This is a genomic window from Pseudomonas kitaguniensis (assembly GCF_049199985.1).
Lineage (GTDB): Bacteria > Pseudomonadota > Gammaproteobacteria > Pseudomonadales > Pseudomonadaceae > Aquipseudomonas > Aquipseudomonas kitaguniensis.
In genome coordinates this window covers 67,325-89,351 of sequence record NZ_JBLZPT010000022.1, presented here as the reverse complement: position 1 = coordinate 89,351, position 22,027 = coordinate 67,325, and the positions used below count along the sequence as shown (strand labels likewise).

The following is a 22,027-nucleotide window of genomic DNA, read 5'->3' as shown; positions in this document are numbered from 1 at the left end:
GTCGGCGGGCCTGCTTGCTGTGGTGAGTGAGTGGGCTCACTCACCACACATTGGCGATCACCACAGGGGCCGACGCCCGTTGGTCCCTGCGGCCTTGGCTTGTCGCAGTTTTCCCCTATTCTTTGATTAAAGGCTAGAGCCAGCTTACCGAGGGTCGCCGCCGTGCCGCGCAACCTTTGCCTTACCCGCCAGTGCCTGGGCCTGGTCACCCGTATCGAATGCTGCATTCGCCCTCTCGCGGGGGACAACGGGCTGTGGACGCTGTTATTCGCCGCCGGAATGACCGGCGAACAGCCTTCCGCGATCAAGTCACAAGGCCCGTTTCATGGGCCTTTCGGCGCAGAAAGTATGCTTGAGTCAATCGTCGACAGCCTGACCCAGCACGGTTATGCGCAAGCCGACGACCCGCCAATCTGGTGCCTGCACCTGCAAGCACATCTGCGCTGCCTCAACCGCGCGCGCTCGCCGGCGCTCAGCGATACTCACCACTGAAAAACAGCATTCCCATGCTCTGCGTGGGAATGCCACCCTGGACGCTACGCGTCTTTCTGCCGCCATAGCCTGAGCGTTATTTGCTTTCAGGCTTGTCCAGCTTCACTTCAAAACCGTATTGCACGGTATCCAGGTCGGTACGCTGGTAACTTTCCAGGCTGCTTGGCTGGCCGTAGAAGTAATGCACATCAAACAGCGCCGTGCCGTATTCCTCGGCGCGATGGCTAACGCCAAGGATCTCTTTGAGGTAGTTGCCGCTGGCGTCTTTGGCGTAGAAGCGCCAGCTGTCGGCAGGGAAGTCTTTTTGATCGACGATCAGCGCGTTGTCTTTCAGCGACAGGCCTTTGGGCAGTTTGCTCACGTCAATCGTGGCTTTGTTGATGGTGGCCAGAAACAACGGCACCGAGCCCACCACAAAGGCGGGGTTTTCCGGGAACAGGTTGAGGTCGTACGTGAGCGTGCCGCTGGCAGCGTTCAACTCAAAGGCCTCGGCCGGCAGCTCGATAGGCTCACCGCGTTGGCCCTTGTCGTCTGCCGTGAAGAACGTGATAGGCGCATCGCTGTTGTTGCGCTCGGCGCCCACCAAGTCGTCATTGAAGGTAAAGGGGTGGTCGAACACGATTTTCGCAGCGCTGGCGTCTTCGGTTGACTGGCTGATGGTCACGCTTTTTTTCAGCTGCTCCTCGGTCATCGCAGCGTCTTTGAGCCAACTGGCGGCGCCGTCGTCGTACACCGTGACCGGCATCGGCAGGGCTTGTACGGTGTTTTGCAGGCTGTTCTTGTCGAAACGCAGCACCGGCAGGTCGAGGTCCTTGTGGGTCAGCGTGGCCTTGGAAAAGTCCAGTACGTCGACCTGCAGGTTGTCGATCAGGCCGTTGAAGTACACCTTGGCGTAATGGCTGCTTTGCGTGTGCTCGAAGGCTTTTCGCTCGTCGGTCAGTTGTTTTTCAAACGCCTCCGACCAGGCGGTCTGCTTTTGCATGTCGGCCAATTGTTTCTGGTAAAACGCCACTTGTGCGGCGTTCTCGTTAATTGAGCCTGAGCGGGTCAGAAATTGCCCGGTGCTGTCGCGTGCCTGCACCAGCAAGGGGTTGGGCGACTCGTCGCCGACTTCCGGGGCCAGCGGCTCGCTGTTTGTCAGCTCGATTTCGGCGTAATTTTTCTCAAGCAGCAGCAACTTGAGGGTGATATTGCCCTCGGTGCGTGTGTGGCCCACGTCTTTTTTCGACAGGTCGAACGTCAGCACTCTGCCGGGCGCAACCACTTCAACCGCGCCCTTGAGGCTGACGGGCTGTGGCTGGCTCTTGTTCTCGGTCTCGACACCTTCGATGAACGGGTAGGTCACCGTCAGGTCATCGGGGTTGGTCAGGTTGGAGCTGCTGGGGCTCAGTTGGATACCGGGGTCGGTTTCCGACCATTCCGGCTGGAACGGGATCACTTTGTTATTGCTCAGCGTCACCGACTGCCATTCCAGCCCATGTGGAAACGGGAATTGGTCGGGTGTGTTGAAGCTGAACGGGAACACCGGCTGCAAATCGGTCAGGTAGTCGGAGTGCGAGGGTTTGCGCAGTACGAACAGGCCATTGATGTACGTGTCGACCAAGGATTGCGGCGTAGGGTAGTGCTTGAGCAAGGCCAGGCTGTCTTCGCCGTATTCGGCTTCGACAGGCTTGGTCGCCAGCCGGGCCCGCGCCCGTTCCAACAACAGCAGCGAGCCGCCGAGGTCGGCGATGGCGTCTCTGAGCTTGGGGTCTTGTATGGCGTCGAGCGACTGTTCGAACTTCGCGGTTTTCTCTTGAAGGGTTGCCTGTTTCTGCTCTTCTTTGGGCGAGCAGCCGCTGACCATCAGCAACACCGCGCACAGGCCGATACTGGCCAAAGGGGATCGCACATCCGTCATCTGGGTCTTCCTGTTCAACAGCATCGAGCTGATTTGATGGCTTCGACACTAGCAGAAAAATCTTCTTACAGATGCCGGCAAGGTCAGTTTTATGCAGGTTAAAGGTAGCGGTTACAGGTGTTTCATAGCGGCTGGTATACTCGCGGCCTTTTTTAGCCTCGCTGTGTGAGATTCCAATGGAACGCTTTATCGAAAATGCTATGTACGCCTCGCGTTGGCTGCTGGCGCCGATCTATTTCGGCTTGTCCCTGGGGTTGCTGGCGCTGGCGCTTAAATTCTTTCAGGAAGTGATTCACCTGCTGCCGAGTGTGTTCTCGATGGCCGAGTCGGAACTGATTTTGGTGCTGCTGTCGTTGATCGACATGGCACTTGTCGGCGGCTTGCTGGTGATGGTGATGATTTCCGGCTACGAGAACTTTGTCTCGCAACTGGACATCGATGAGAGCAAAGAAAAGCTCAACTGGCTGGGCACTATGGATTCTTCGTCGCTGAAGATGAAAGTGGCGGCGTCCATCGTGGCGATTTCCTCGATTCACCTGCTGCGTATCTTCATGGACGCCAAGAACGTCGATCCGCAGCATTTGATGTGGTACGTGATCATCCACATGACCTTTGTGGTCTCGGCGTTCGCCATGGGTTACCTCGACAAGCTGACCAAGCACTGATGCCTAGCGCCGGCCTTACTGCTCGACGAAGTAGTAAGGCTGGCGACCGATTGCCATCTGTTTGATCACGCTGACCTTCTCACTCAGTTGTTCAGTGTTATCCAGCAGCGCGACGTTGCCGGGCCTGGCGCTGAGAAAACTGCGCAACTCGGCTTCGTTTTGCAGCATCGGCAAGTGCGCCTGCAGGTAGAACACGCTGGCCCCGGCTATACGCTCGTTGGGCCGGTACATCACCACGTCTCTGCCTTCGGTTTGAAAGGTTTTGGCCTGGCTGATCACTGGCACGAACGACTCACGTTTGTCGGCTTTGGGTGCAAACCAGAACGCGGCCGTCATGTAGCTGAGGATTGCCAGGGTGAACGCGCCGACGATTGCGCCGCGGTGGTAGCGGTACAGCGCCGGTTTGTGCGCCTTGAACCACGCCAACAGCACCCCGGCATATTCCGCAGCGAGCACGGCGGCGGCGGGCGTCATTGCCATCAAGTACACCACGCGCTTGCTTGAGGCCAGGGTCAGCAGGGTGAATTGCGCCACCAGCCATACACTGAAGAACAGCCGGTAGCGGTTACGCACCAGGCTTTTGCGGAAGTGCCACAGGCCCAGGTACACCAGAATGTTCCACGGCAGAAAGGCTTCCGGCAGTTTCAGCAGGTAGTAATAGAAGGGCTCGTAATGCCCTGCTTCTACAAACGAGCCGCTGAAGCGCCCGACGCTGTTGGTCCACAACACTTCGGCAACAGCCTGCAGGCCGCCGCGCTCAAATAGAAAGCCCAGCCAGATCAGCAGCGGCGCCAGTGCCAGCAAGGTGAACACGGCGGGCTTGAGCCAGTCGCCGAGGCGCACGCGTTTATCCATCACGCTGGTGCAGGCCAGGTACACAAAAATCACAATGCCCGGCATCGCCAGGCCCAGCACACCTTTGCTCAAGGTGGCGATGGCCATGCCTGCGGTAAACAACGCCCACGCCCAAGCGTTGGAGCCTTGGCGCTCAGACTCGGGCCGTACGGCCTGGTAGAACGCCAGCAGCGCCGTGGTCACGCCCAGGCTGAGCAGCGAATCTTCACCCACACCGCGCACATTGCCCCAGTAACTGGCCATGGTCGCCAGGATCAACGATGCGCAAAACGCCATCGTCTTCGGCCGCCCGAATGTGCGCAGCATTGCGTAAAACAGCATCACACTGATTAGCCCCGCAAACGCCGACGCCAGGCGCACGGCCCAGGTCGTTGCGCCAAACAGGCGAATGGCGCCGGCGTCCAGCCATAGGCTCAGCGGTGGTTTTTCCAGGAAGGGCTCACCAAACAAACGCGGGATCACCCAGTCATTGTCCAAGTGCATGGCCATGGCGATCCCGGCGACGCGGGCTTCGGTGGAGCCTTGCAGTTGATGGCTACCCAGCGCAAAGAAGAACAACACACCAGCGAGAAGGAGCAGCAGAGGAGCGGGACGCATCATGGTTCTGGCTACCGAGGCAAGAGACCGCTCGGGGGAACGGCCTAGGCAATCGGCTAGTATAGGTAGGCGATTCTTAATATTTCGTGAACGGATGTGGGTTTCTGCAGGGCTCATTTGCGCGCATACACTCAATGTCAGCCTCGAACTTATCGCCCATGAAGTATTCAACACGGTTCAGTAGCGTAGGTATAAGTTGCTCGTCCATACGTGTGTGCCCAAGCAGGAAGCAACACACCGCGAGTGAGCGTAATTGAATATATGGTTTGATGGTGTTTAACGTCGCGCTAGTGGCGGAGCGACTGTTGTAGCCCTGCAATAACCAATGAATGCATGGATTGATGTTGCAATCTCTGGCCGTGAGTGAATAGGCCATCGCGCCCAAGTCGAAATTTCTGTTTGCAAACAGGGCGTCTTCAAAGTCAATAAAATAAACGCGCCCGTCTGCGTATTTAGCATTGCCTAGCCAGGCGTCGCCATGGCACAACACTGCACAGTCGTGTAAAGCCTGGTCCTGAATTGAACGGCAGTTGCGGGCAATTTTTGAACGCATAGGCGCAGGTATAGCCGAGGTGCTTTTCAGGCTTTTCTGGATTCTGCTGCATTCTTTTTCCAGGCACAGAATGCGCGGGGCACGCTGCGAAATATCAGTGGTTGGCAGGTTGTGCAGCTCGGCAAGTGTGCTCGTATATGAAAATATATCAGCGCTGTTGTTTGTTAAAGGTCGACCGCCAACATTGTTATACAAGATAGCCAGTCTGGTTTCGCCAGCCAGTTTGATTGCAACGCAGGCCGCGCCTTGACGTGAGCGGACGACCGTTGCTACGCCGATATTATTCGCCCTGAGGGTATCCATCACGGACAACTCAAACGAGAGGTCGGCCGGGCTTCTTGAAGGGGAAAATATTTTTAAGTAGTACGTCGTATTGCTAGTCACTCTGACTGTGTAGTTTACGCCTTTGGTAATGATCTCTACCGCGGCGACGGTGATAGGGAAGTTGTTCTGTATGACGCGCATCAGGTCTGCTTCGAGCGAATTTAATCTGCACACGCGCTTGCCCCTTAACGACACTCTCGACCAAAAGTAAACCACGTTTATCGCGTTCGGCTAGCCCTCGTCCAAAAACCAGGCCTGCCAGGAAGCTACGCCTCACCTTTGCGGTCACAGCGCCGGTAATAATTACTACACAATAAGTGTATTAATATGCCTCCCCAGCGGATACCGGTCCGCACACACCGCCCAAGGCAAACACGTTGGTACTTCTACTTTCTGAGGAAGGCTGTCGATGAGCACGAAATACACTCCATGCAAGCCAGCGCGCTTGCAGGTAGCCGTCAAATTCTGGGTGCCATTTTGTGCGCTTGGACTCGTCAGTGCGATGGCCCAGGCGGCAGACAGCACCGATGCCCCCGCCTCGACAGCAGCGCCCACCCTTGGCACGGTGTCCGTGATCGGCCAGGGCGAAACGCGCCAGGTTCAGCGTGTGGATGAAACCACCGTAAAACGCTACGCCGCCGGTACCAACCCGCTGAAAACCTTGCAGAGCATGTCGGGCGTGAACTTCCAGTCCGGCGACCCGTTAGGGCGTGAAGAGGGCAGCCAGCGCATAAGTTTGCGCGGTTTCGATATGCACCACTTGGGCTACACCCTGGACGGCGTAACCCTGGGCAATATGAGTTTCGGCAACTACAACGGGCTGAGCATCTCGCGCGCGGTGATCCCGGAAAACGTCGGTTCTACGGTGGTTGCCGCGGGTATCGGTTCGCTGGGCACCGCGTCGAACAGCGACTTGGGTGGGACCATCCAGCTAACCACCGCCGACCCGGATAAAGAGTTCGGTGGGCGGTTGTCGCAGACCCTCGGCAGCTACGCCACTAATCGCACGTTTTTGCGTGTTGATACCGGTGAATACAACGGCTTGTCGGCGTATGTCTCGGGTGAAAAATACGACGCTGACGCCTGGAAGGGCAATGACAACCCGCAGAAGTCCGACGCGATAAACGCCAAGGTTGTGTATAAGTTCGGTGATAACCGCGTCAGCTTCTTCCACAGCACCTCAGACCATGAAGAGGCCAACCTGCTGTCGCTGTCCAAGGGCATGTTGGAGCGGCTGGGCTACAAATACACCTATTACACCCCCGACTGGACCCGCGCGGTGAATGCCGCCAATGGTATCTATAGCGGCGGCGTCAAAAGCGCTTCAGAAGGTGTCTACAACGCCAGCAGCTTGCGCTACGACGAGCTGGATATTCTGAACGGCAATTTCAGCCTGTCGGATAACCTTGTGCTGGATACCACCGTTTACCATCACCATAACTCCGGTTATGGCAACTCGTACTACCCGTTCACCTACAATACCGGGACCACAATAGTGCCCGCCAACTCGTTGCGCAGCACTAAATACGGGATCGACCGAAGTGGTTTTCAGACCTCACTCACCTGGTTCCTCGGCCAGCACGAGATCGAGGGCGGGTTCTGGATCCAGTCCAACAAGAACGATATAAGCCGCTACATCTACGACACCACCGGGCACTCGCCACAGAACCATATCGTCACCACCAATGATTACGCAGTGTCGGCCACCGTATTCGATCAGTCGTACAACGACCTGACGCGTCAGTTCTATTTGCGCGATACCTACACGTTAATGGACGACCGCTTAAAACTTGAGTTCGGCGCCAAAAGCAGCGTGACCAACACCACTGCGGTAGGCAAGGCGGGCGGCTACGCCAGCGGATCGTTGCAAGCCAGTGATCACTTCCTGCCTCAGATGGGCGCGACGTACAAGTTGAATGACCAGGACGAGGTGTTTGCTTCTTACTCGGAGAACATGTCGGCGTTCCCGTCCGGCGCCTACAGCCCCTTCAGCACTACCCAGACAACGGTGGACGCGCTCAACGGCTTTCATGGCCTGAAGCCGGAAACTTCGAAGACGGTTGAAGTGGGTGTTCGACGCACGACCCAACACTACATTGCCTCGGCCACAGCCTATAACACCCAGTTCGACAACCGCCTGATCGCCATCGCCAATTGCACCGGTATCGTGATCTGCGCCAATGGCGTGGCCAACGTGGGCTCGGTGACCAGCCGAGGCGCCGAGTTCGCCTTTGCATTAATGCCTGACGAACATTGGCGCTGGTCCAACTCACTCTCGTACAACCACAGTACTTACGATGACAACTACACCAGCAACGCGCAGACGGTGAATGTAAAAGGTAAAACGGTCGTCGATACCCCCAAAATCATGTACTCCAGCAGCGTGGACTGGAACTGGAACCGCTGGAGCGCGGGCGTGCAGGGGAGTTACATGGCCAAGCGTTATTACACTTACACCAATGACCAGAGCGTGCCCGCTTACTGGCTGGCCAATGCGAGCATGGCGTACGACTTGGGTGCATTCGCGGGGCTGAAGGACACGTCGGTGTCATTGAACGCGATCAACCTGTTCGACAAACGCTACATCTCAACGCTGAACACCGATGCCAGTGCGGCCGCCGACCCGAATGGAGACTTGCAAATACTGCAAGTGGGAACGCCGCGCAGCGCCTTCGTTACACTCTCGACACGGTTTTGATTCAACTGCCCCCGTAAAAAAGCCCCCAATCGCCTTCGCGCGTTGGGGGCTTTTTTTGGCTATTGAAGCGAGCGTGCACCAGGCACCGCAGCGCCTGGCGGGCTAGAGAAAAAAGCGCTCTTTCAACGGGATCAATGCAGCACCAATGGCGGCGGCATCACCGTTGCTTTCGGTCAGTAACAGCTTGGGCCGGGGCGCGGGCGTTCCATAGCGCGGTGAGCCCCAGAAGCTCACATTGTCGATCAGTCGCCGCCCGAGTTCGGCAGGCACCTGCCCGCCGAATACGATGGCTTGCGGGTCGAACAAGCCGGTCAGGGTATTGATCAAACGATCCAGCCCGGGCCGTACATGCTCGACCCACTCATCGACACCCGGCCAGTTAATGTCGAACCGGTTGCGCAGGTCTTCGATGGAGTCGATCTGAATAGCCTGCTTGTGCAGCGCATCCATCAAGTAGCGCAGCGCAGGGCGCCGCTCGACTTCATCGTGGGTGTACAGCATGACTTCGCCCGCATTGCCATTGCTGCCGAAGTACGGCTTGCCGTCGATGACGATGCCGGTGCCGAAGCCATAATTGAACGACAGGTACACGAAGTTGCTCGCCCAGGCGCCTACGCCGATAAGGCTTTCGCCAATCGCCCCGGTGGTGGCGTTGTTCTTCAACCACACCGGCATATCAAGCGCCTGTTCCAGCAGCGGGCGCAGGTCGATCAGTGACCAGTCTTGCAGCGGCTCGGGGGCGTTGACGCGGCCCTCGTCGATAAAGTAGCCGGCAATCGCCACGCCGACACCCAGCAGATGATCGCGGCTTAGCCCATTGCGCAGGAGCATGCGGTCAATGACTTTGCCGAGTGCTTCCAGCGTCGAATTCAAGCTCAGCGGCGGGGTGCGCAGCGTGACTTCTTCCAGCACGTTGCACGCAAAGTCGGCGATGCACACCACCGCCGAATCCGTATTGATGGAGATGCCCAGTACATAAACCGCCTCGTTGGCGAGTTCCAGGCGCAGGCTCGGTTGACCGCGGCCGTTCTTCACGGCTTGACCCGTGCGAATAAAACCTCGGCTGATCAAGTCTTCGATGATGCGGTGCACGGACTGTTGCGCCAGGTCCATTTCTGCCGACACGGCGGCTCGGGTGATTCCACCGCTGCGCCGCAAAATATCGAGAATTTTGCGCTCGTTCAGGCTGGGGTGGTAATCGCGCTGTAGAAGGTGTTCTGCGTCCATGAGTGTGTCGGCTTCAACTGTGCAATGAGTAGATTTTGCGCTAGCGCGGCAGTCTAAAGCCTCTGATGGCGCAGGGGGTCGAATTCATAAAATTTTCATGCGGGCGCCGACAGAACAGTGTGGGCCAGGTCACACAGTGGTTGGGTGCCCGCCACGAGTGTGAGCCCGAAGGGTACGGCAAGCCCTTGGGTAGAAATGCTCAGGCCTGCTTCGCTGCAGAGCAAACGCCCGGCGGCGATATCCCACACGCTGGTGTAGCGTTCCACGTAGCCGCTTGTGTAGCCGAGTGCTGCGAAACCCAGGCCGATGGTCGCGCAGCGATAACCTGCAACACCCCAGCCGGCCTGGCGAAACTGCAATTCCATGGCGCCGATGTGTTCCGGGCGCCAGTGCCGGTTCTCGCCAATGGCGGCCACTTTCAGCCCCTCGCACTGCGCGGTTCGCGCGGTATACACGCCGTTCTTGCGCAGCCCAAAGCCCTTGGCGGCGCTCAGCGTGCAACCCAGCGCGGGGTAGGCCACGGCCCCCACCAGCGACTCGTCGCCTTCGACATAGGCAATCGAAATGCCCCACAACGGCGACCCGCTGACGAAGTTGGCGGTGCCATCGATCGGGTCGATCACCCAGCCACGCCCCTGCAGGTCACCGCCCAGTTCTTCGCCGAGTAACGCTTCGCCTGGAAACTCGCGCGTGAGTTGCGCGCGCAGATGGTTCTCGACCTCCAGGTCGGCACATGACACCAGGTCTTGAGGATGCTTGACCATCACCGACAGCGAAGCGAGGTTGTGGAAGTAGCCCAGCGCAATGTTCGCGGCGCTGGCGGCCAGGCGTTCAGTGACGTGCAGCCGATACTCCAGACTCATCAGATAGCTCCCTGACGTACGTTGATGTCCAACAGGTTGGGATAATCGGTCAGCACCGATTGGGCGCCACGGCTTAACAGATAGCGCGCACGCTGTGGGTCATTCACCGTCGCCACGGCAAACTCGACTTCGCTGTCGCGCAGACGCCTCAAATGGCCCTCGTCCAGAAACGGGTCGACCACATGCAGGATCTGGCAATCATATTCCGCCAGCAGCGCAGCCGGATCCGCCGGCGCAACCAGGCTGGCCAGGCACAGCGGAACCTCTTCCCATAGCGCCCGCGCCTTGCCGAGCGCGCGCGTCGAAAAGCTCGACACGAACAGCCGGTGCGGGCCGAGCGGCCATTTCTGGCGCAATAACGGAATCACCGCCTCAGCGGTTTCCAGGTCATCACCGATGGTCGGCTTAAGCTCCACCTGCAGGCCCAGCCCCAGGCAAATCGCGGTGTCGACCACTTCTTCGAAGGTGGGCACAGTCACGCCGGCGTAGGTGTTGGAAAACCATCGGCCCGCATCCAGTGAACGAATCTGCTCAAGCGTGTTGAGCACTACTGCACCGTGCCCGGAGGTGGTGCGATCCAGCGTGTCGTCATGGATGACTACAAGGGCGCCATCGCGGGTGAGCTTGACGTCAATCTCGACCCACTGCGCGCCCATCCGCGCAGCGATTTCAATGGCGGTCAGCGTATTTTCCGGGGCGAACGCACTCGCGCCACGGTGCGCAATCAAGTTGCTTTGAACCACGCGTGTTTTATCGTTCATGTGTAAACGTCATCCTCAATGGAAGATCAGGAAATTCGTTGACCGCTGGCGCCGTCGAACAGCAAGGCTTCGTCGGCCGGAAACCACAGGCTGATGGTTGCGCCAACGTGCACCGCCGGCGACTCCGAGTGACTGACCAGCACCGGCTGCCCCGCGACCCGGCAATGAATGACGCGGTGGCTGCCCAAGTCCTCCACCGCGTTAACAGTGGCGACCACGCCGGTGGCGGCGACTTTCAGGTGTTCGGCACGCACCCCCAGCACCAGCGGGCGAGGGGTTGTGACAGTGGCCGGGGACCTGAACGGCAGGACTTGGCCGTCGCCCAAAATCAACAGGCCTTCAGGGCTGCACGCCACCTCGATCAGGTTCATCGGCGTGGCGCCGAAAAAGCGCGCAACCACCGTAGAACCCGGGCGTTTATAGAGCGCGTGGGGCGTGTCGATCTGTTCCACCCGGCCCTTGTTGAGCACAACTACGCGGTCAGCCAGGGTCATCGCCTCGGTCTGGTCATGCGTCACGTACAGCACGGTGGCGCCGGTGTCTTGGTGGATGCGCCGCAACTCTGCGCGCATCTCTTGGCGAAGGCCGCTGTCGAGGTTGCACAACGGCTCATCGAACAGCAGCACCGGCGGGTTACGCACCAGCGCCCGGCCAATGGCGACGCGCTGGCGCTGGCCGCCAGACAATTGCCCGGGCTTTCTGGCCAGTAAGGCGTGCAGCCCAAGCGTGCTGGCGATGGCCTGCACACGCGCCAAGCGTTCTTCGCGGCCAACCCCCGACAATTTCAGCCCGTAGCCGAGGTTGTCTTCGACCGTCATGTGCGGGTACAGCGCATAGTTCTGGAACACCATGGCGCACTGGCGCTCGTTGGGCGGGCGCCGGGTAACGTCGACACTGCCGATATGAATGCTGCCCGCATCCGGCTTGTCGAGGCCGGCGACCAGCCGTAACAGGGTCGACTTGCCGCACCCCGACGGGCCGAGGATGACGCTGAACTGCCCGGCGGGGAATTCCACTTCCAGCCCATCAAGAATCGCTGGGCCGTGCTTGCTGTAGCGCCTTGATAGCCCACTGACACGAATGGCCGGCGCTGCGCTGTCGACTGTAGACCGAGTCATTTACCTACCCCTACAAGCCCTTTGACGAACCAGCGCTGCATCACAGCGATGACCAGAATGGGCGGAATCAGACTGAGCAAAGTGGCGGCCATCAGCAGCGACCACTGTGGAAGTTGAGTGGCATCGGCGGGCGCAAAATTGGCCGCGCCGAGTACCAGCGTGCGCATGCTGGTGCGGTTGGTGGCCACCAATGGCCACAGGTAGTCCTTCCAGGCCGAAATAAACACCAGCGTGCCGAGCGCCGCGAAATTGGTTTTTGACAGCGGCAGCAGAATGTCGACGAAAAACCGCCAGGGGCTGGCGCCATCCAGGCGGGCGGCCTCTACCAGATCGGAGGGCAGCGTTTGATAGAACTGGCGGAACAAAAACGTGCCGGTCGCCGACGCGATCAATGGCAGCGCAAGCCCCGGATACGTGTCGAGCAAGTTGATGTGCGGCACCGGGATCGCCGCAATCCCGAGCAGGTCGAGCAGTGCGCGCAGTGGCCCCAGCACATCGCCTGCGACCGCGTAGGTCGGGATAATCCGCACCTCCACCGGTAACAGCAGGGTGCCGAGCACCGCCACAAAGATCAGTGATTTGAACGGCGTCTTGAAATACACCACGGCAAATGCGGTCAGTGCCGATAACGCCAATTTGCCGACCACCACCATGCCCGTCACGATCAGGCTGTTGCCCATCAACGTGACTACGTCGAGTGTGTGCAGCACCTCGCCCACGTTGACGAACAACTGGCTGCCTGGCAGCCAGGGCATGCCATGCGCAAGAATTTGCTCGTTGCTCACCGACGCCGCGCACAGCGCCAGGTACAGCGGCCCGAGCGCAAACACAGCGCCCAGCAGCAGCAGGGCGTAGGCCAGTGCGGTCGAGAGCGGGTGACGTTCAACCATGGTGTTCTCTCCGGCGATTGCGCCAAGCCAGGTAGCGGTACTGAGTGACACTGAGCACGACCACCACCACCAGCATCAGCACCGACAGGGTTGAAGAACCGGCCAGATCGATGCCGACAAAACCATCCTGATAGATCTTGAACGCGAGGATTTCGGTGGCATTGCCCGGCCCGCCGTGCGTGAGTCGCTCGACCAGGCCAAAGCTGTTGGACAGGCTGTCCAGCAGCCCGACAACGAACACGAAGAACAGATAAGGCGCGACCATCGGCAGTTGGATGTCACGCAACCGCTGCCATGGGCTCGCGCCATCGAGTGCTGCCGCCGCCAGGCAATCCTCGGGTACCGATTGCAAGCTGGCGACGATCATCACGATGTTGAAGGGCAACTGGCACCAGGCGTAGGCAAACACCAACAGCGTCATCGCCTGCCAGCCTTTGGCAGACGGTGCCCAGGCTTCGGGCACCCAGTGATTGATCCATGCCAGCGGGCCGAAGATCGGGTTGGCCAGCACCTGGAAGATGATCCCCAGCGTCGCCCCCGACACCGCATAGGGCCAGATCAGCACATTGCTGAAAATCTTGTAGCCGCGAACTTTCAGTTGCAGGCAGGCGGCCAGCACCAGCGCCATAGCCAAGGCGAGCAACGTGCTGAACAGGCTGAAGACCAAGGTTGTGCCCAGCGATGAGAGCACGCTCGGGTCGTTAAGCACCCTGATGTAGTTGGCCAACCCTGCGAAGATTTCGCTGCCGCCAAACGGCTGCACATAATGAAATGACCACCAGAACGCCTGCACGGTCGGCCAATAGAAGAACAGTAGCACCGCCAGCAATTGCGGGAATGCGAGCAGCAACGGCAAGAAGCGCTGGGAGAACTGCGCGTTATGGCTCATGGTTTGACGCCTTTGTTTGTCGCGCTGGGGCCGTAGGTGTTCTCGAACAAACGCAGCAATGCGTCACCCTTTTGCGCCGCCTCGTGCAACGCATCTGCCATCGTTTTTTGCCGGGCGAGCGCACTCCATACCTGTTGTTGCCAGGCGAGTCGCAGCAAGGTGGTAAACCCTGGGCGTACCTCGAATGCCTTTGCTTCATGACCCAGCGCCAAGGCATTAAGGCCGACCACGGTTGCATTACGGGCAGGCAGTTGCGCAAGGGCGGCAGCGGCAGCGCCCTGTGTGACCGGCAAATAACCGGTTGCCTGGCTGAACAGCGTCTGTACCGACACCTCTCGCAGAAACATCAGAAACTCGGCAACGGTCTGGTACTGAGCCTCACTTTGCCCGCGCAACACCCACAACGCCGCCCCACCTGGGAGCGACGCGGCGCGTTGCTGACCAGCGAATACCGGTAAAAAATTGGCGTTCACGTCACCGGAATCAGCGCTGTAGATCAGCTTCGACGCGCCGGTCGAGCCCACCAGCAGCGCGCAGTCGCCGGACGCGAACGCCAGCTCCTGGCCGCCGCTGCGGGTGGCGGCCTGATCAATCAGCAAACCATCGGCCATCCACTGCGCAACCGATTGCATGAGGCGCAGGTGCAGGCCTTGATCGAATACCCACTGCGTGGCGTCTTTACTCAGCAAGGGCGCGCCCATCACGGCGCTGCTTTGTTCGAGCCACACCCAGGGGCCAAAATCTGTGACCGAGGGGCATTTGCTGCCATGCGCTTTCAGGGCGACCAAGGCCGCGCCGAAGGCTTCCCACGTATCCGGCGCTTGGGTGATTCCCGCCGCCGCGAGCTGATCGGCATGGCTGTAAAGCACCGCCGTGGACGTCGCAAACGGCTGCGCCCAGAGCGTGCCATCGGCATTGTTGTAGTACGCGGCCACGGCGGACAACAAGCGGTCTTGAGGCACTTTGTGCCACGCTTGCAGGAACTCTTCCAGGCTCAGAACCGCGGCGCTGTTGAGCATCTCCGGCGTGGCCACATCGTAGATTTCAACCAGCGCCGGGGCTTTACCCGAGCGGTAGGCAGCCACGGTTTTTTGCAGGTTCTGCTCATAGGAGCCCTGAGCGATGCAGCGCATTGGCAGCAACTCTGCGTGGGTCGAGTTGAAGCGCTCGCACAGGGTCTGGATCGCCGCACTGGCAGCACCGGTATGCCCATACCAGAATTCGACGCCGGCATCGGCGGCGCATGCCGAGCCTGCACTCGCCGCCGTCAGTATTGCAGCCGCTAAAACTGTTCTAAAACGCATGGTCTATAACCGCTGAAGTCAGCACGGGCCAACGTAAAAAACGTGTGCAACTCAGGGAGTTGCCAGTAAGTCGTTCCAGCCGGGTGTTACTGACTTTGCGTGATCACCGACAGCCGGGCGATGTCGGCCCTCTGCACCAGCGCGAGCACTTGAGCGACGCGGCCGTAACCCGTGAGCGTGTCGGCACGCAGTGTCAGCGCAACCTCGGGGTCTTGGGATTTAAGGGCGACCAATGCTTGCTCGAGCCCATCAAGCGGCATCTGTTTTTCATCAATGAACACGCTGCCTGCGGCATCGATACTGATCGCCACCGGCTTGCTGTCGTCCAGGGTCGCCGTGGCGACGGTCTGCGGCAGATTCAGCGGGATCGCGTTATTCAGCAAAGGCGCCGTCACGATGAAGACCACCAGCAGAACCAGCATCACATCGACCAAAGGGGTGATGTTGATGTCGCTGATGGTGCTCTCGTCGCTGCTCGTAGTGAAGGCCATGTCAGGCTGCTCCGCTCAGTTGGCGCTGGGTGTCGTTGAGGTGCCCGTCGCCTAGGTCGAAGCCATGGCGCTGCGCGCGGTTCATCAGGTTAAGCGCGAAGCTGTCGAGGTCGGCCGTTATCAGTTTCAGGCGACGACCGAGAAGGTTGTAGGCCAACACCGCCGGCACAGCCACCGCGATACCCACGCCCGTGGCGATCAGCGCCTCGCCGATCGGCGCCGCCACCACCGCGATACTGGCGGACTTGGCGGTGCTGATCGCTTGCAGCGCATGGATGATGCCGAACACGGTGCCAAACAGCCCGATGAAGGGCGCGGTGCTGCCAATCGACGCCAGCACGATCATCCCGTGCTCCATCACATGCCGCTCACTGTGAATCTGCTTTTGCAGTGAGCGCTGGAGCACTTCCTGACGGCTCCAGCCATCCACCGGGCAAGGCCCCTCGCGGCCCTTGCTGAGCGCCAGTTGCGTGGCGCCGGCTAACCGCGCCAGTTGCCCCTGATGCTCTTCGGCGGTCACAGACGCCTTGAAGCTGGCGGTCGACCAGAAGCGTTCGGTGTAGCGTTGGTTCTGGCGGCGCAGCTTGATCAGTTGAACCCATTTGGCAATCAGCAACGCCCAGGTAGCCAACGAAAACAGCAGCAAAATGCCCATGGAAGCCTGGTGAATCAGGGTTGAATAATCGGTCATGGCAAAACCTCAACGAGATAGTTTGAATTCAAGCGGCACGGTGACCCAGCCATCAATGGCCGTATCGCCCCGTTTAGCGGGAATGAACGTCCACTGGCGAACGGCGGCCAATGCCGCCTCGTCCAGCGCAGGCGAGCCGCTACTGGCAGCGATCTGCACAGTGTCGGGTCGCCCATTGGGCATAACGTGCACGCGCAATTGCGTGGTGCCTTCCTGATGCCTGCGCGCTGCCGCAGGCGGGTAGGCCGGCGCCGGGTTATTCAGGTAGCCCGCTCGGCCCACGGGGCCGGTGACCGGCAGCGGTGCAGGCGCCGCGATAGGCTTTGGCGCGGCATCCTTGGTGGGCACAGCATTTGGCGGCGCAGGGGCGGCGACAGGCCTGGGCTCGGCAGGTCGGGGCGTCGTCTTGGCAACAGGCTTGGGTTGCGGACGCGGCTTGGCTATCGGTGGCGGCTGTTCCACTGGCGGCGGAGGTGGTGGAGGTGGCTGCTCCGGTTCAGGCGCGGGCGCGACCGTTGCAGGCGGCGGCGCGACCATCTGCATAGCGATCGCAAGGGGCTTGGCGGGTTCTTCCAGTGGCTTGGCCGGTCGCTCGGTTTGCAACCACGCCCACAGCGCGATATGAGTGCCCACCGCCATGACCACGCCAAACACATACACCTGCCATCTAACGGCGGGGCGGTTAGCGTCGGGTATCGGCAGCGCAGCAAATACCGCCGGCGACAACAGTGCACCCGTGGCTGGCCCGCCCCGGAGCGACGGCGGGCGGCGCAATAAACAATGCGAAAGCATGGCAATACCCATCTATGAACAACGTGCTTAGTCGTAATCGGAGGCCGGAACAAATATATTACTACGCCTTATGTGTATTAATTATGACGTAGCGGCGCATCAAGGCCAGCCGCTCGTAATGCCCTGCCTCAGCGCGAACCACACAGCCCGACCATGTGGTGTAATCGTCCCTGCTCGGCGTGGCTGCCGGCCAGAGTGCATCCGGCAGGATTTCCCAATTGCGCAAGTCCGCAGACCGCGCATGGCCGATCCGCACGTTCCAGTGGCGCAGGTTGGGGGCGTTGAGGCCGCGCGGGGCGGATAGATAGAACAGATGCGTATGGTCTTCGTATTGGATGAACCAGAAGTCCCATACCCAATGCTCAGGCAGGAATAACGGCATTGACTGCTCCGAAATATTACTACTCTTTATGGGTTGTAATATGGCGCAGTCATGTTTCGGTTTTGTTGCATTAGAAGGTGGGATCAGCGGCGCGGCCGTTACGGTTACAAAGGCAGGACAGCACGGAGGGCTTTGGACTTCATGGCTGAGGTGGTTCGCGGGTGAACGGCTGCATGTTCAACACGCGCTCAATCAAAAGCTCGCTCAGGACGATCAATTGTTGGCTGGCCAATAGTTTTTGACGGTGTGAATCTTCAAGCTTGAAAGCCAGGTCGGTAGTCATGGCGTTCAAAGACGCGAGGGTCTCGCTGGCATGGATCAGCAGGGTCTCGGGGTCGATGTCTTGGGCAATCGTAAAGATGTTGATGACAGGGGGATTTGGGGTGATTTTCTTCATGACTGAAACTCCTTGATTGATGGAGTCGCCATACATCGCTGCTAAACGAAAAGGGTGGCGACCGTACGCGGGTTAGCAGACCAGGAATCAAGGAACCCAGCGCACCCGAAAGTGCCCCACGCACAGCCGCCATAATGCAAACCAGCAGATGCTGAAAGCATCGCTCGAAAGAATGGTGGCCTTGCAGGCCTTGATATTAACCGAGCTGCTAAACCCGGTCGCTGAGTTTTGCAGCGACCAGGGGAGGTTAGCTGGGTGTGGGGTGTGGAGCCAGTTCACCGATGGCTCGGCATTTCGTAGGAATAATCCGAAGGCTTGGCTGCTGGGGAGTTTTTAATCTCCAGAAACGGCAAAACCCGCACTAGGCGGGTTCTGTCGATGCTTCGAATTGGTGGAGCCGGGGGGATTTGAACCCCCGTCCGCCAGTACTCCGCTGTCGGTACTACATGCGTAGCCGTTTCTATTAAGTTAACCCTCAGCGACCCGAAGGGCAGGGTGCTTTGGGCGAGTTGTGTAAGTTTTAGCCGCTTCGTCCACAACGTACTGCACGGCGATTCTGTTCTATATGACAATCACTTTGGGTTTACAGACATCCCCTGGTGATTGCTGGACCCGAAGGTACCAGAAGCTCAGGTCTAAGGCTGCTTACGCAGCGATAGCGAATTCCTGGCCGTAGTTTTCGTCATTGGCAACTATAAGAAGTTGCAACAGTGGATTTACGAGTTCTGTTACCAACTCGGCATGCACCTAAAGTTTCGCGACCGGCGTCGAATCCTAAACGGCCCCGTGCTTGTAACTCGTTGTTTCATAGTGAGTGACAAGCCTGTGCAGTGTACGCCATACGGTCACAGAAGGCCAACCCGAAGGTTGGCCGTGAGCCCAGGCTGGCTTATTGGCCGCCTTTCTCGCTGTTCTGCATATCTTGAATGGCTTTGGAGGTGATCTCGATGCATTTCTTGTCATCGCCGGCTGCGTGCGCGGCTTTGGCTTGGGAGACCGCAGTGTCGATCTCGCCACTTTTGCCACTGGTGTCGGTGGCGAGCAGGGCTTTACCGTTGTTGATTTTGTCCAGGTTGATCTGGCACAGATCTTTGTCAGCGGCTGCAAAAGCAGGTGAGGCCAGCATGGCAGCGGTAATGAACAAGCCAGCAAGAGCGGAACGCTTCATAGGGTATCTCCTTGCGAAATAGGGCTCGACGCTGCTGGCGTTCAGTGGCTGCCAGCGACATCACTATGAGCCTCGTTCGCCGAGGCCTATGCAGATGACTACGCTGGCGCGCAGGGGTTCTGTTTTTTTGCAGGTTTAATGCGTCGGGCTTGGGTTACCCGGTCCACCAGGTACACCAGCCCGTGGTAATCGATGCCGCCATGCTGGCTCAGGCCAATCTCGCAGGTACGGCTGGTGGAGATGCCTTCGCTGCAAAATTGCACGGCGTCTTTGAGTGAGCGCAGGGCGTGGGCGTTGAGTTGCGGCGTGGTAAAGCCTTTGTCGCCGGCGAAGCCGCAGCAGTGAATGCCTTCGGGGACGACCACGGTTTTCGCGCAGCGTCGCACGAGGTCGATCAGCGCCTGGCTTTCGCCCAAATGTTGGGTGCTGCAGGTGACGTGCACGGCGATGGGCGCTTCCTGGGGCGTGAAGTCGAGGCGCTGCATCAGGTGGGTGCGGATAAAACGCACCGGGTCATAGAGGTCGAGGCGCGTTTCGCCGAGGTCTTGCACCAGCCGCAGAGTGCACGGGCTGGTGTCGCAGTAGATTGGGTCGAGGCCGCCACGGCTGGCCTGCAGCAGTGCGCCAAGCAGTTCCTGGCGCTTGTGTTCGGCCTGCTCGGCGTAGCCTTTGGAGGCGAAGGGCTGGCCGCAGCACAGGCCGTCGAGGTTGTCGGGGAGCACAATGTGGTAACCGGCCTTTTCCAGCAGGCCACGGGTTTTGTCGTACAGCGACATCTGCTCTTTATCGCCGGCTGCCGGGCCCATGACGCGTGAGACGCAAGCCGCCAAATACACCACGCGCGGGCGCTCGTCTGTGAGTGTTGGGCTGAAGCGAATGGCTTTTTCCGGCTGCGGCATGGCGCTGGTCCATTGCAGGATTTGCCCCTTGGACAGTGTGGTCAGCGTGGTTGACAGCTTCGCCAGGCGCGGGGCGCCCAAGAGCATGCGCGCGCCATTGGCGACATGCAGGGTAAAGCGCGCGCCTTGCATGGCGGTGGCGAAATGGCTGGCCAGCCAATCGGCGGTTTTCGTACGGTCGGCATCGCGTGCGCGCAGCTTTTTCACCAGGTCGCCGGTATTAATCCCTACAGGGCAGCGTTGGGCGCATAAGCCGGTGGCAGCGCAGGTGTCGATGCCTTGATAGTGGTAGGCCGCTTCCAGCTCGGTGGTGTCGACGCCCGCACGCTTCTTGGCCTGAATGTCGCGCCAGATTACGATGCGTTGGCGTGGGCTCAATGTCAGGCCTTTGGAAGGGCATACCGGCTCGCAGAAACCACATTCGATGCACTTATCCACAAGCTCGTCGGCTGCGGGCAGTGGTTTGAGGTGCTTGAGGTGAATGTGCGGGTCTTGGCTAAGCACCACATCGGGGTTGAGAATGCCGTTGGGGTCGAGCAGGCGTTTGAGCTGCCACATCAATTGATACGCGTCGCTGCCCCATTCCAGCTCGACAAAAGGCGCCATATTGCGGCCGGTGCCGTGTTCGGCTTTCAGCGAGCCGCCGAACTCAACGGCCACCAGTTGCGCCACGTCGTCCATGAACGCTTGATAACGTGCGATTTCTTCGCTGCTGTTGAAGCCTTGGGTGAACACGAAATGCAGATTGCCTTCCAGGGCGTGTCCGAAAAGGATCGCCTCGTCATAGTGATGTTTGTCGAACAGCTCGATCAGCCGGTTCACGCCGATCGCCAGTTGCTCGACCGGGAAGGTCACGTCCTCGATGATCACCGTGGTTCCGGTTTTGCGCACGGCGCCGACGGCAGGGAAGGTGTCTTTGCGGATCGCCCACAGGCGGGCGTTTTCCAATGGGTCTTCGGTGAAGTCGACCTGTTTTTCCACCGGGAAGGTCGCCAGCGAATCCATGATTTGCGCCCGTTGCGCCTGCAGCAATGCAGGCGACGCGGCGCGGGATTCGATCAGCAGTGCGCAGGCTTTTTCCGATAGGTGCTGCACGAAAGCAGGCATGCCCGGCTTGTTCTGCACCGAGCGCATGCTGCGCCGGTCCAACAGCTCAACGGCCGAGACCGCTTGAGTTTTCAACACGGTGACCGCGTTGCAGCAGGTCTCTACATCTGGAAACACAATCAGCGCCGACGCTTTGTTCGGGTGATCAATCACCGTGTCGTAGGTCACTGCGCTGATAAAACCCAGGGTGCCTTCGGAGCCCACTAACAGGTGGCTGAGAATATCCAGTGGCTCATCAAAGTCCACCAAGGCATTGAGTGACAAGCCAGTGGTATTTTTCAGACGATACTTGTGGCGAATTTTTGCGGCTAATTCAGCGTTTTCACGTGTTTCGCGGCCGATGGTCGCCAGGCGCTCAAGCAACTCACCATGTTGTTTGCGAAATGCGCTGACGCTGTCCGGGTCTTCGGTGTCTACGCAGCTGCCATCAGCGAGTACCAGGCGCATGCCTGCCAGGGTGTGGTAGGTGTTTTGCGCGGTACCGCAACACATGCCGCTGGCATTGTTGGCGACGATGCCGCCGATTTTGCAGGCATTGATCGACGCGGGGTCCGGCCCGATCTTGCGCCCGAACGGCGCGAGCCAGGCGTTGGCTTGGGCGCCTATAACACCGGGTTGCAGGCGGATCTGAGTGCCTTGCCCGCGAATCTCGCGGCCGTTCCAGTGGTCACCCAGCACTATCAATACCGAGTCGCTGATGGCTTGGCCGGACAAGCTGGTGCCGGCCGCGCGGAAGGTCACGGGCACGTGGTCACGTTGGGCCAGTTGCAACAGCGTTACGACTTCGTGTTCCGATTCCACGCGAATGACACACTGTGGGATCAGTCGGTAAAAGCTGGCGTCGGTGCCGAATGCGAGAGTGGAAAGCGGGTCATCGAAACGCCGATCCTTCGGGATCAGCTGTGCGACGTCGCTGAGGAAAGCAGCAGGCAGGCTCATGGATCCTCCGCAGAGGTTCAGCGCG

General features: G+C 59.4%; 20 protein-coding genes and 1 other RNA gene. 3 read left to right on the top strand and 18 right to left on the bottom strand.

All coding sequences use genetic code 11. The features are described 5' to 3' along the window. Window positions 1–162: 162 nt before the first annotated feature. Window positions 163–492, top strand: coding sequence for a PA4575 family protein (locus tag ACOZK9_RS22320; protein WP_058415391.1), 330 nt, complete (start codon window positions 163–165; stop codon window positions 490–492). A gap of 76 nt (window positions 493–568) precedes the next feature. Here the strand turns inward: ACOZK9_RS22320 and ACOZK9_RS22315 are convergent, their stop codons facing one another. Further along, window positions 569–2,392 (bottom strand): hypothetical protein, encoded by a 1,824-nt coding sequence (locus ACOZK9_RS22315; RefSeq protein ID WP_421556580.1) that lies wholly within the window; start codon window positions 2,390–2,392, stop codon window positions 569–571. Between the two features lie 176 nt (window positions 2,393–2,568). On the opposite strand from ACOZK9_RS22315, the gene ACOZK9_RS22310 reads away from it, so the two are divergent. After that, window positions 2,569–3,057 (top strand): TIGR00645 family protein, encoded by a 489-nt coding sequence (locus ACOZK9_RS22310; protein ID WP_058415393.1) that lies wholly within the window; start codon window positions 2,569–2,571, stop codon window positions 3,055–3,057. Window positions 3,058–3,072: 15 nt separating this feature from the next. Here ACOZK9_RS22310 and ACOZK9_RS22305 read toward each other — a convergent pair whose 3' ends face one another. Together ACOZK9_RS22305 and ACOZK9_RS22300 are read right to left on the bottom strand one after the other, a co-directional pair. After that, window positions 3,073–4,512: an ArnT family glycosyltransferase gene (locus ACOZK9_RS22305; protein WP_421556579.1), complete on the bottom strand. Its 1,440-nt coding sequence runs from the start codon at window positions 4,510–4,512 to the stop codon at window positions 3,073–3,075. Between the two features lie 73 nt (window positions 4,513–4,585). Next, window positions 4,586–5,527, bottom strand: a complete 942-nt coding sequence (locus ACOZK9_RS22300; protein WP_058415395.1) for a phosphotransferase enzyme family protein — start codon at window positions 5,525–5,527, stop codon at window positions 4,586–4,588. A 268-nt stretch (window positions 5,528–5,795) separates the two neighbouring features. On the opposite strand from ACOZK9_RS22300, the gene ACOZK9_RS22295 reads away from it, so the two are divergent. Next, on the top strand, window positions 5,796–8,084 hold the full coding sequence (locus ACOZK9_RS22295; RefSeq protein WP_421556578.1) for a TonB-dependent receptor domain-containing protein: 2,289 nt from the start codon (window positions 5,796–5,798) through the stop codon (window positions 8,082–8,084). Window positions 8,085–8,186: 102 nt separating this feature from the next. Here the strand turns inward: ACOZK9_RS22295 and ACOZK9_RS22290 are convergent, their stop codons facing one another. From ACOZK9_RS22290 to ACOZK9_RS22220, 15 genes are all read right to left on the bottom strand, one after another. Beyond that, window positions 8,187–9,311, bottom strand: a complete 1,125-nt coding sequence (locus ACOZK9_RS22290; RefSeq protein ID WP_058412581.1) for an ROK family transcriptional regulator — start codon at window positions 9,309–9,311, stop codon at window positions 8,187–8,189. A 95-nt stretch (window positions 9,312–9,406) separates the two neighbouring features. Continuing rightward, window positions 9,407–10,174, bottom strand: coding sequence for an inositol monophosphatase family protein (locus ACOZK9_RS22285; protein WP_421556577.1), 768 nt, complete (start codon window positions 10,172–10,174; stop codon window positions 9,407–9,409). Continuing rightward, complete coding sequence (locus ACOZK9_RS22280) at window positions 10,174–10,935, bottom strand: glycerophosphodiester phosphodiesterase family protein (protein WP_058412579.1); 762 nt, start codon at window positions 10,933–10,935, stop codon at window positions 10,174–10,176. The genes ACOZK9_RS22285 and ACOZK9_RS22280 overlap by 1 nt, the downstream gene beginning before the upstream one ends. A gap of 26 nt (window positions 10,936–10,961) precedes the next feature. Continuing rightward, entirely contained in the window at window positions 10,962–12,053 is a 1,092-nt protein-coding gene (locus ACOZK9_RS22275) for an ABC transporter ATP-binding protein (protein ID WP_122250226.1), read from the bottom strand. Next, window positions 12,050–12,943 carry an ABC transporter permease subunit gene (locus ACOZK9_RS22270; RefSeq protein ID WP_058412577.1) on the bottom strand — a complete coding sequence of 298 codons (894 nt, stop codon included), beginning with the start codon at window positions 12,941–12,943 and terminating at the stop codon, window positions 12,050–12,052. The genes ACOZK9_RS22275 and ACOZK9_RS22270 overlap by 4 nt, the downstream gene beginning before the upstream one ends. Next, entirely contained in the window at window positions 12,936–13,832 is an 897-nt protein-coding gene (locus tag ACOZK9_RS22265; RefSeq protein ID WP_122250224.1) for a carbohydrate ABC transporter permease, read from the bottom strand. The genes ACOZK9_RS22270 and ACOZK9_RS22265 overlap by 8 nt, the downstream gene beginning before the upstream one ends. Beyond that, window positions 13,829–15,136, bottom strand: a complete 1,308-nt coding sequence (locus tag ACOZK9_RS22260) for an extracellular solute-binding protein (RefSeq protein ID WP_421556576.1) — start codon at window positions 15,134–15,136, stop codon at window positions 13,829–13,831. The genes ACOZK9_RS22265 and ACOZK9_RS22260 overlap by 4 nt, the downstream gene beginning before the upstream one ends. A gap of 86 nt (window positions 15,137–15,222) precedes the next feature. Then, the gene (locus ACOZK9_RS22255) at window positions 15,223–15,627 is read right to left on the bottom strand and encodes an ExbD/TolR family protein (RefSeq protein WP_152749400.1); all 405 of its coding nucleotides are present in this window, start codon (window positions 15,625–15,627) and stop codon (window positions 15,223–15,225) included. Window position 15,628: 1 nt separating this feature from the next. After that, window positions 15,629–16,318: a MotA/TolQ/ExbB proton channel family protein gene (locus ACOZK9_RS22250; protein ID WP_421556575.1), complete on the bottom strand. Its 690-nt coding sequence runs from the start codon at window positions 16,316–16,318 to the stop codon at window positions 15,629–15,631. Window positions 16,319–16,327: 9 nt separating this feature from the next. Beyond that, on the bottom strand, window positions 16,328–17,122 hold the full coding sequence (locus ACOZK9_RS22245; protein ID WP_478372212.1) for an energy transducer TonB: 795 nt from the start codon (window positions 17,120–17,122) through the stop codon (window positions 16,328–16,330). A 49-nt stretch (window positions 17,123–17,171) separates the two neighbouring features. Further along, complete coding sequence (locus tag ACOZK9_RS22240) at window positions 17,172–17,492, bottom strand: glycoside hydrolase family protein (RefSeq protein ID WP_421556574.1); 321 nt, start codon at window positions 17,490–17,492, stop codon at window positions 17,172–17,174. 139 nt (window positions 17,493–17,631) lie between these two features. Next, window positions 17,632–17,889 carry a DUF6124 family protein gene (locus ACOZK9_RS22235; RefSeq protein WP_421556573.1) on the bottom strand — a complete coding sequence of 86 codons (258 nt, stop codon included), beginning with the start codon at window positions 17,887–17,889 and terminating at the stop codon, window positions 17,632–17,634. A gap of 389 nt (window positions 17,890–18,278) precedes the next feature. After that, window positions 18,279–18,675, bottom strand: a transfer-messenger RNA (tmRNA) gene (ssrA, locus tag ACOZK9_RS22230). A gap of 103 nt (window positions 18,676–18,778) precedes the next feature. Beyond that, complete coding sequence (locus tag ACOZK9_RS22225; RefSeq protein ID WP_058412568.1) at window positions 18,779–19,057, bottom strand: hypothetical protein; 279 nt, start codon at window positions 19,055–19,057, stop codon at window positions 18,779–18,781. A gap of 98 nt (window positions 19,058–19,155) precedes the next feature. Then, on the bottom strand, window positions 19,156–22,002 hold the full coding sequence (locus ACOZK9_RS22220; protein ID WP_421556572.1) for an FAD-binding and (Fe-S)-binding domain-containing protein: 2,847 nt from the start codon (window positions 22,000–22,002) through the stop codon (window positions 19,156–19,158). Between the last annotated feature and the right edge of the window lie 25 nt (window positions 22,003–22,027).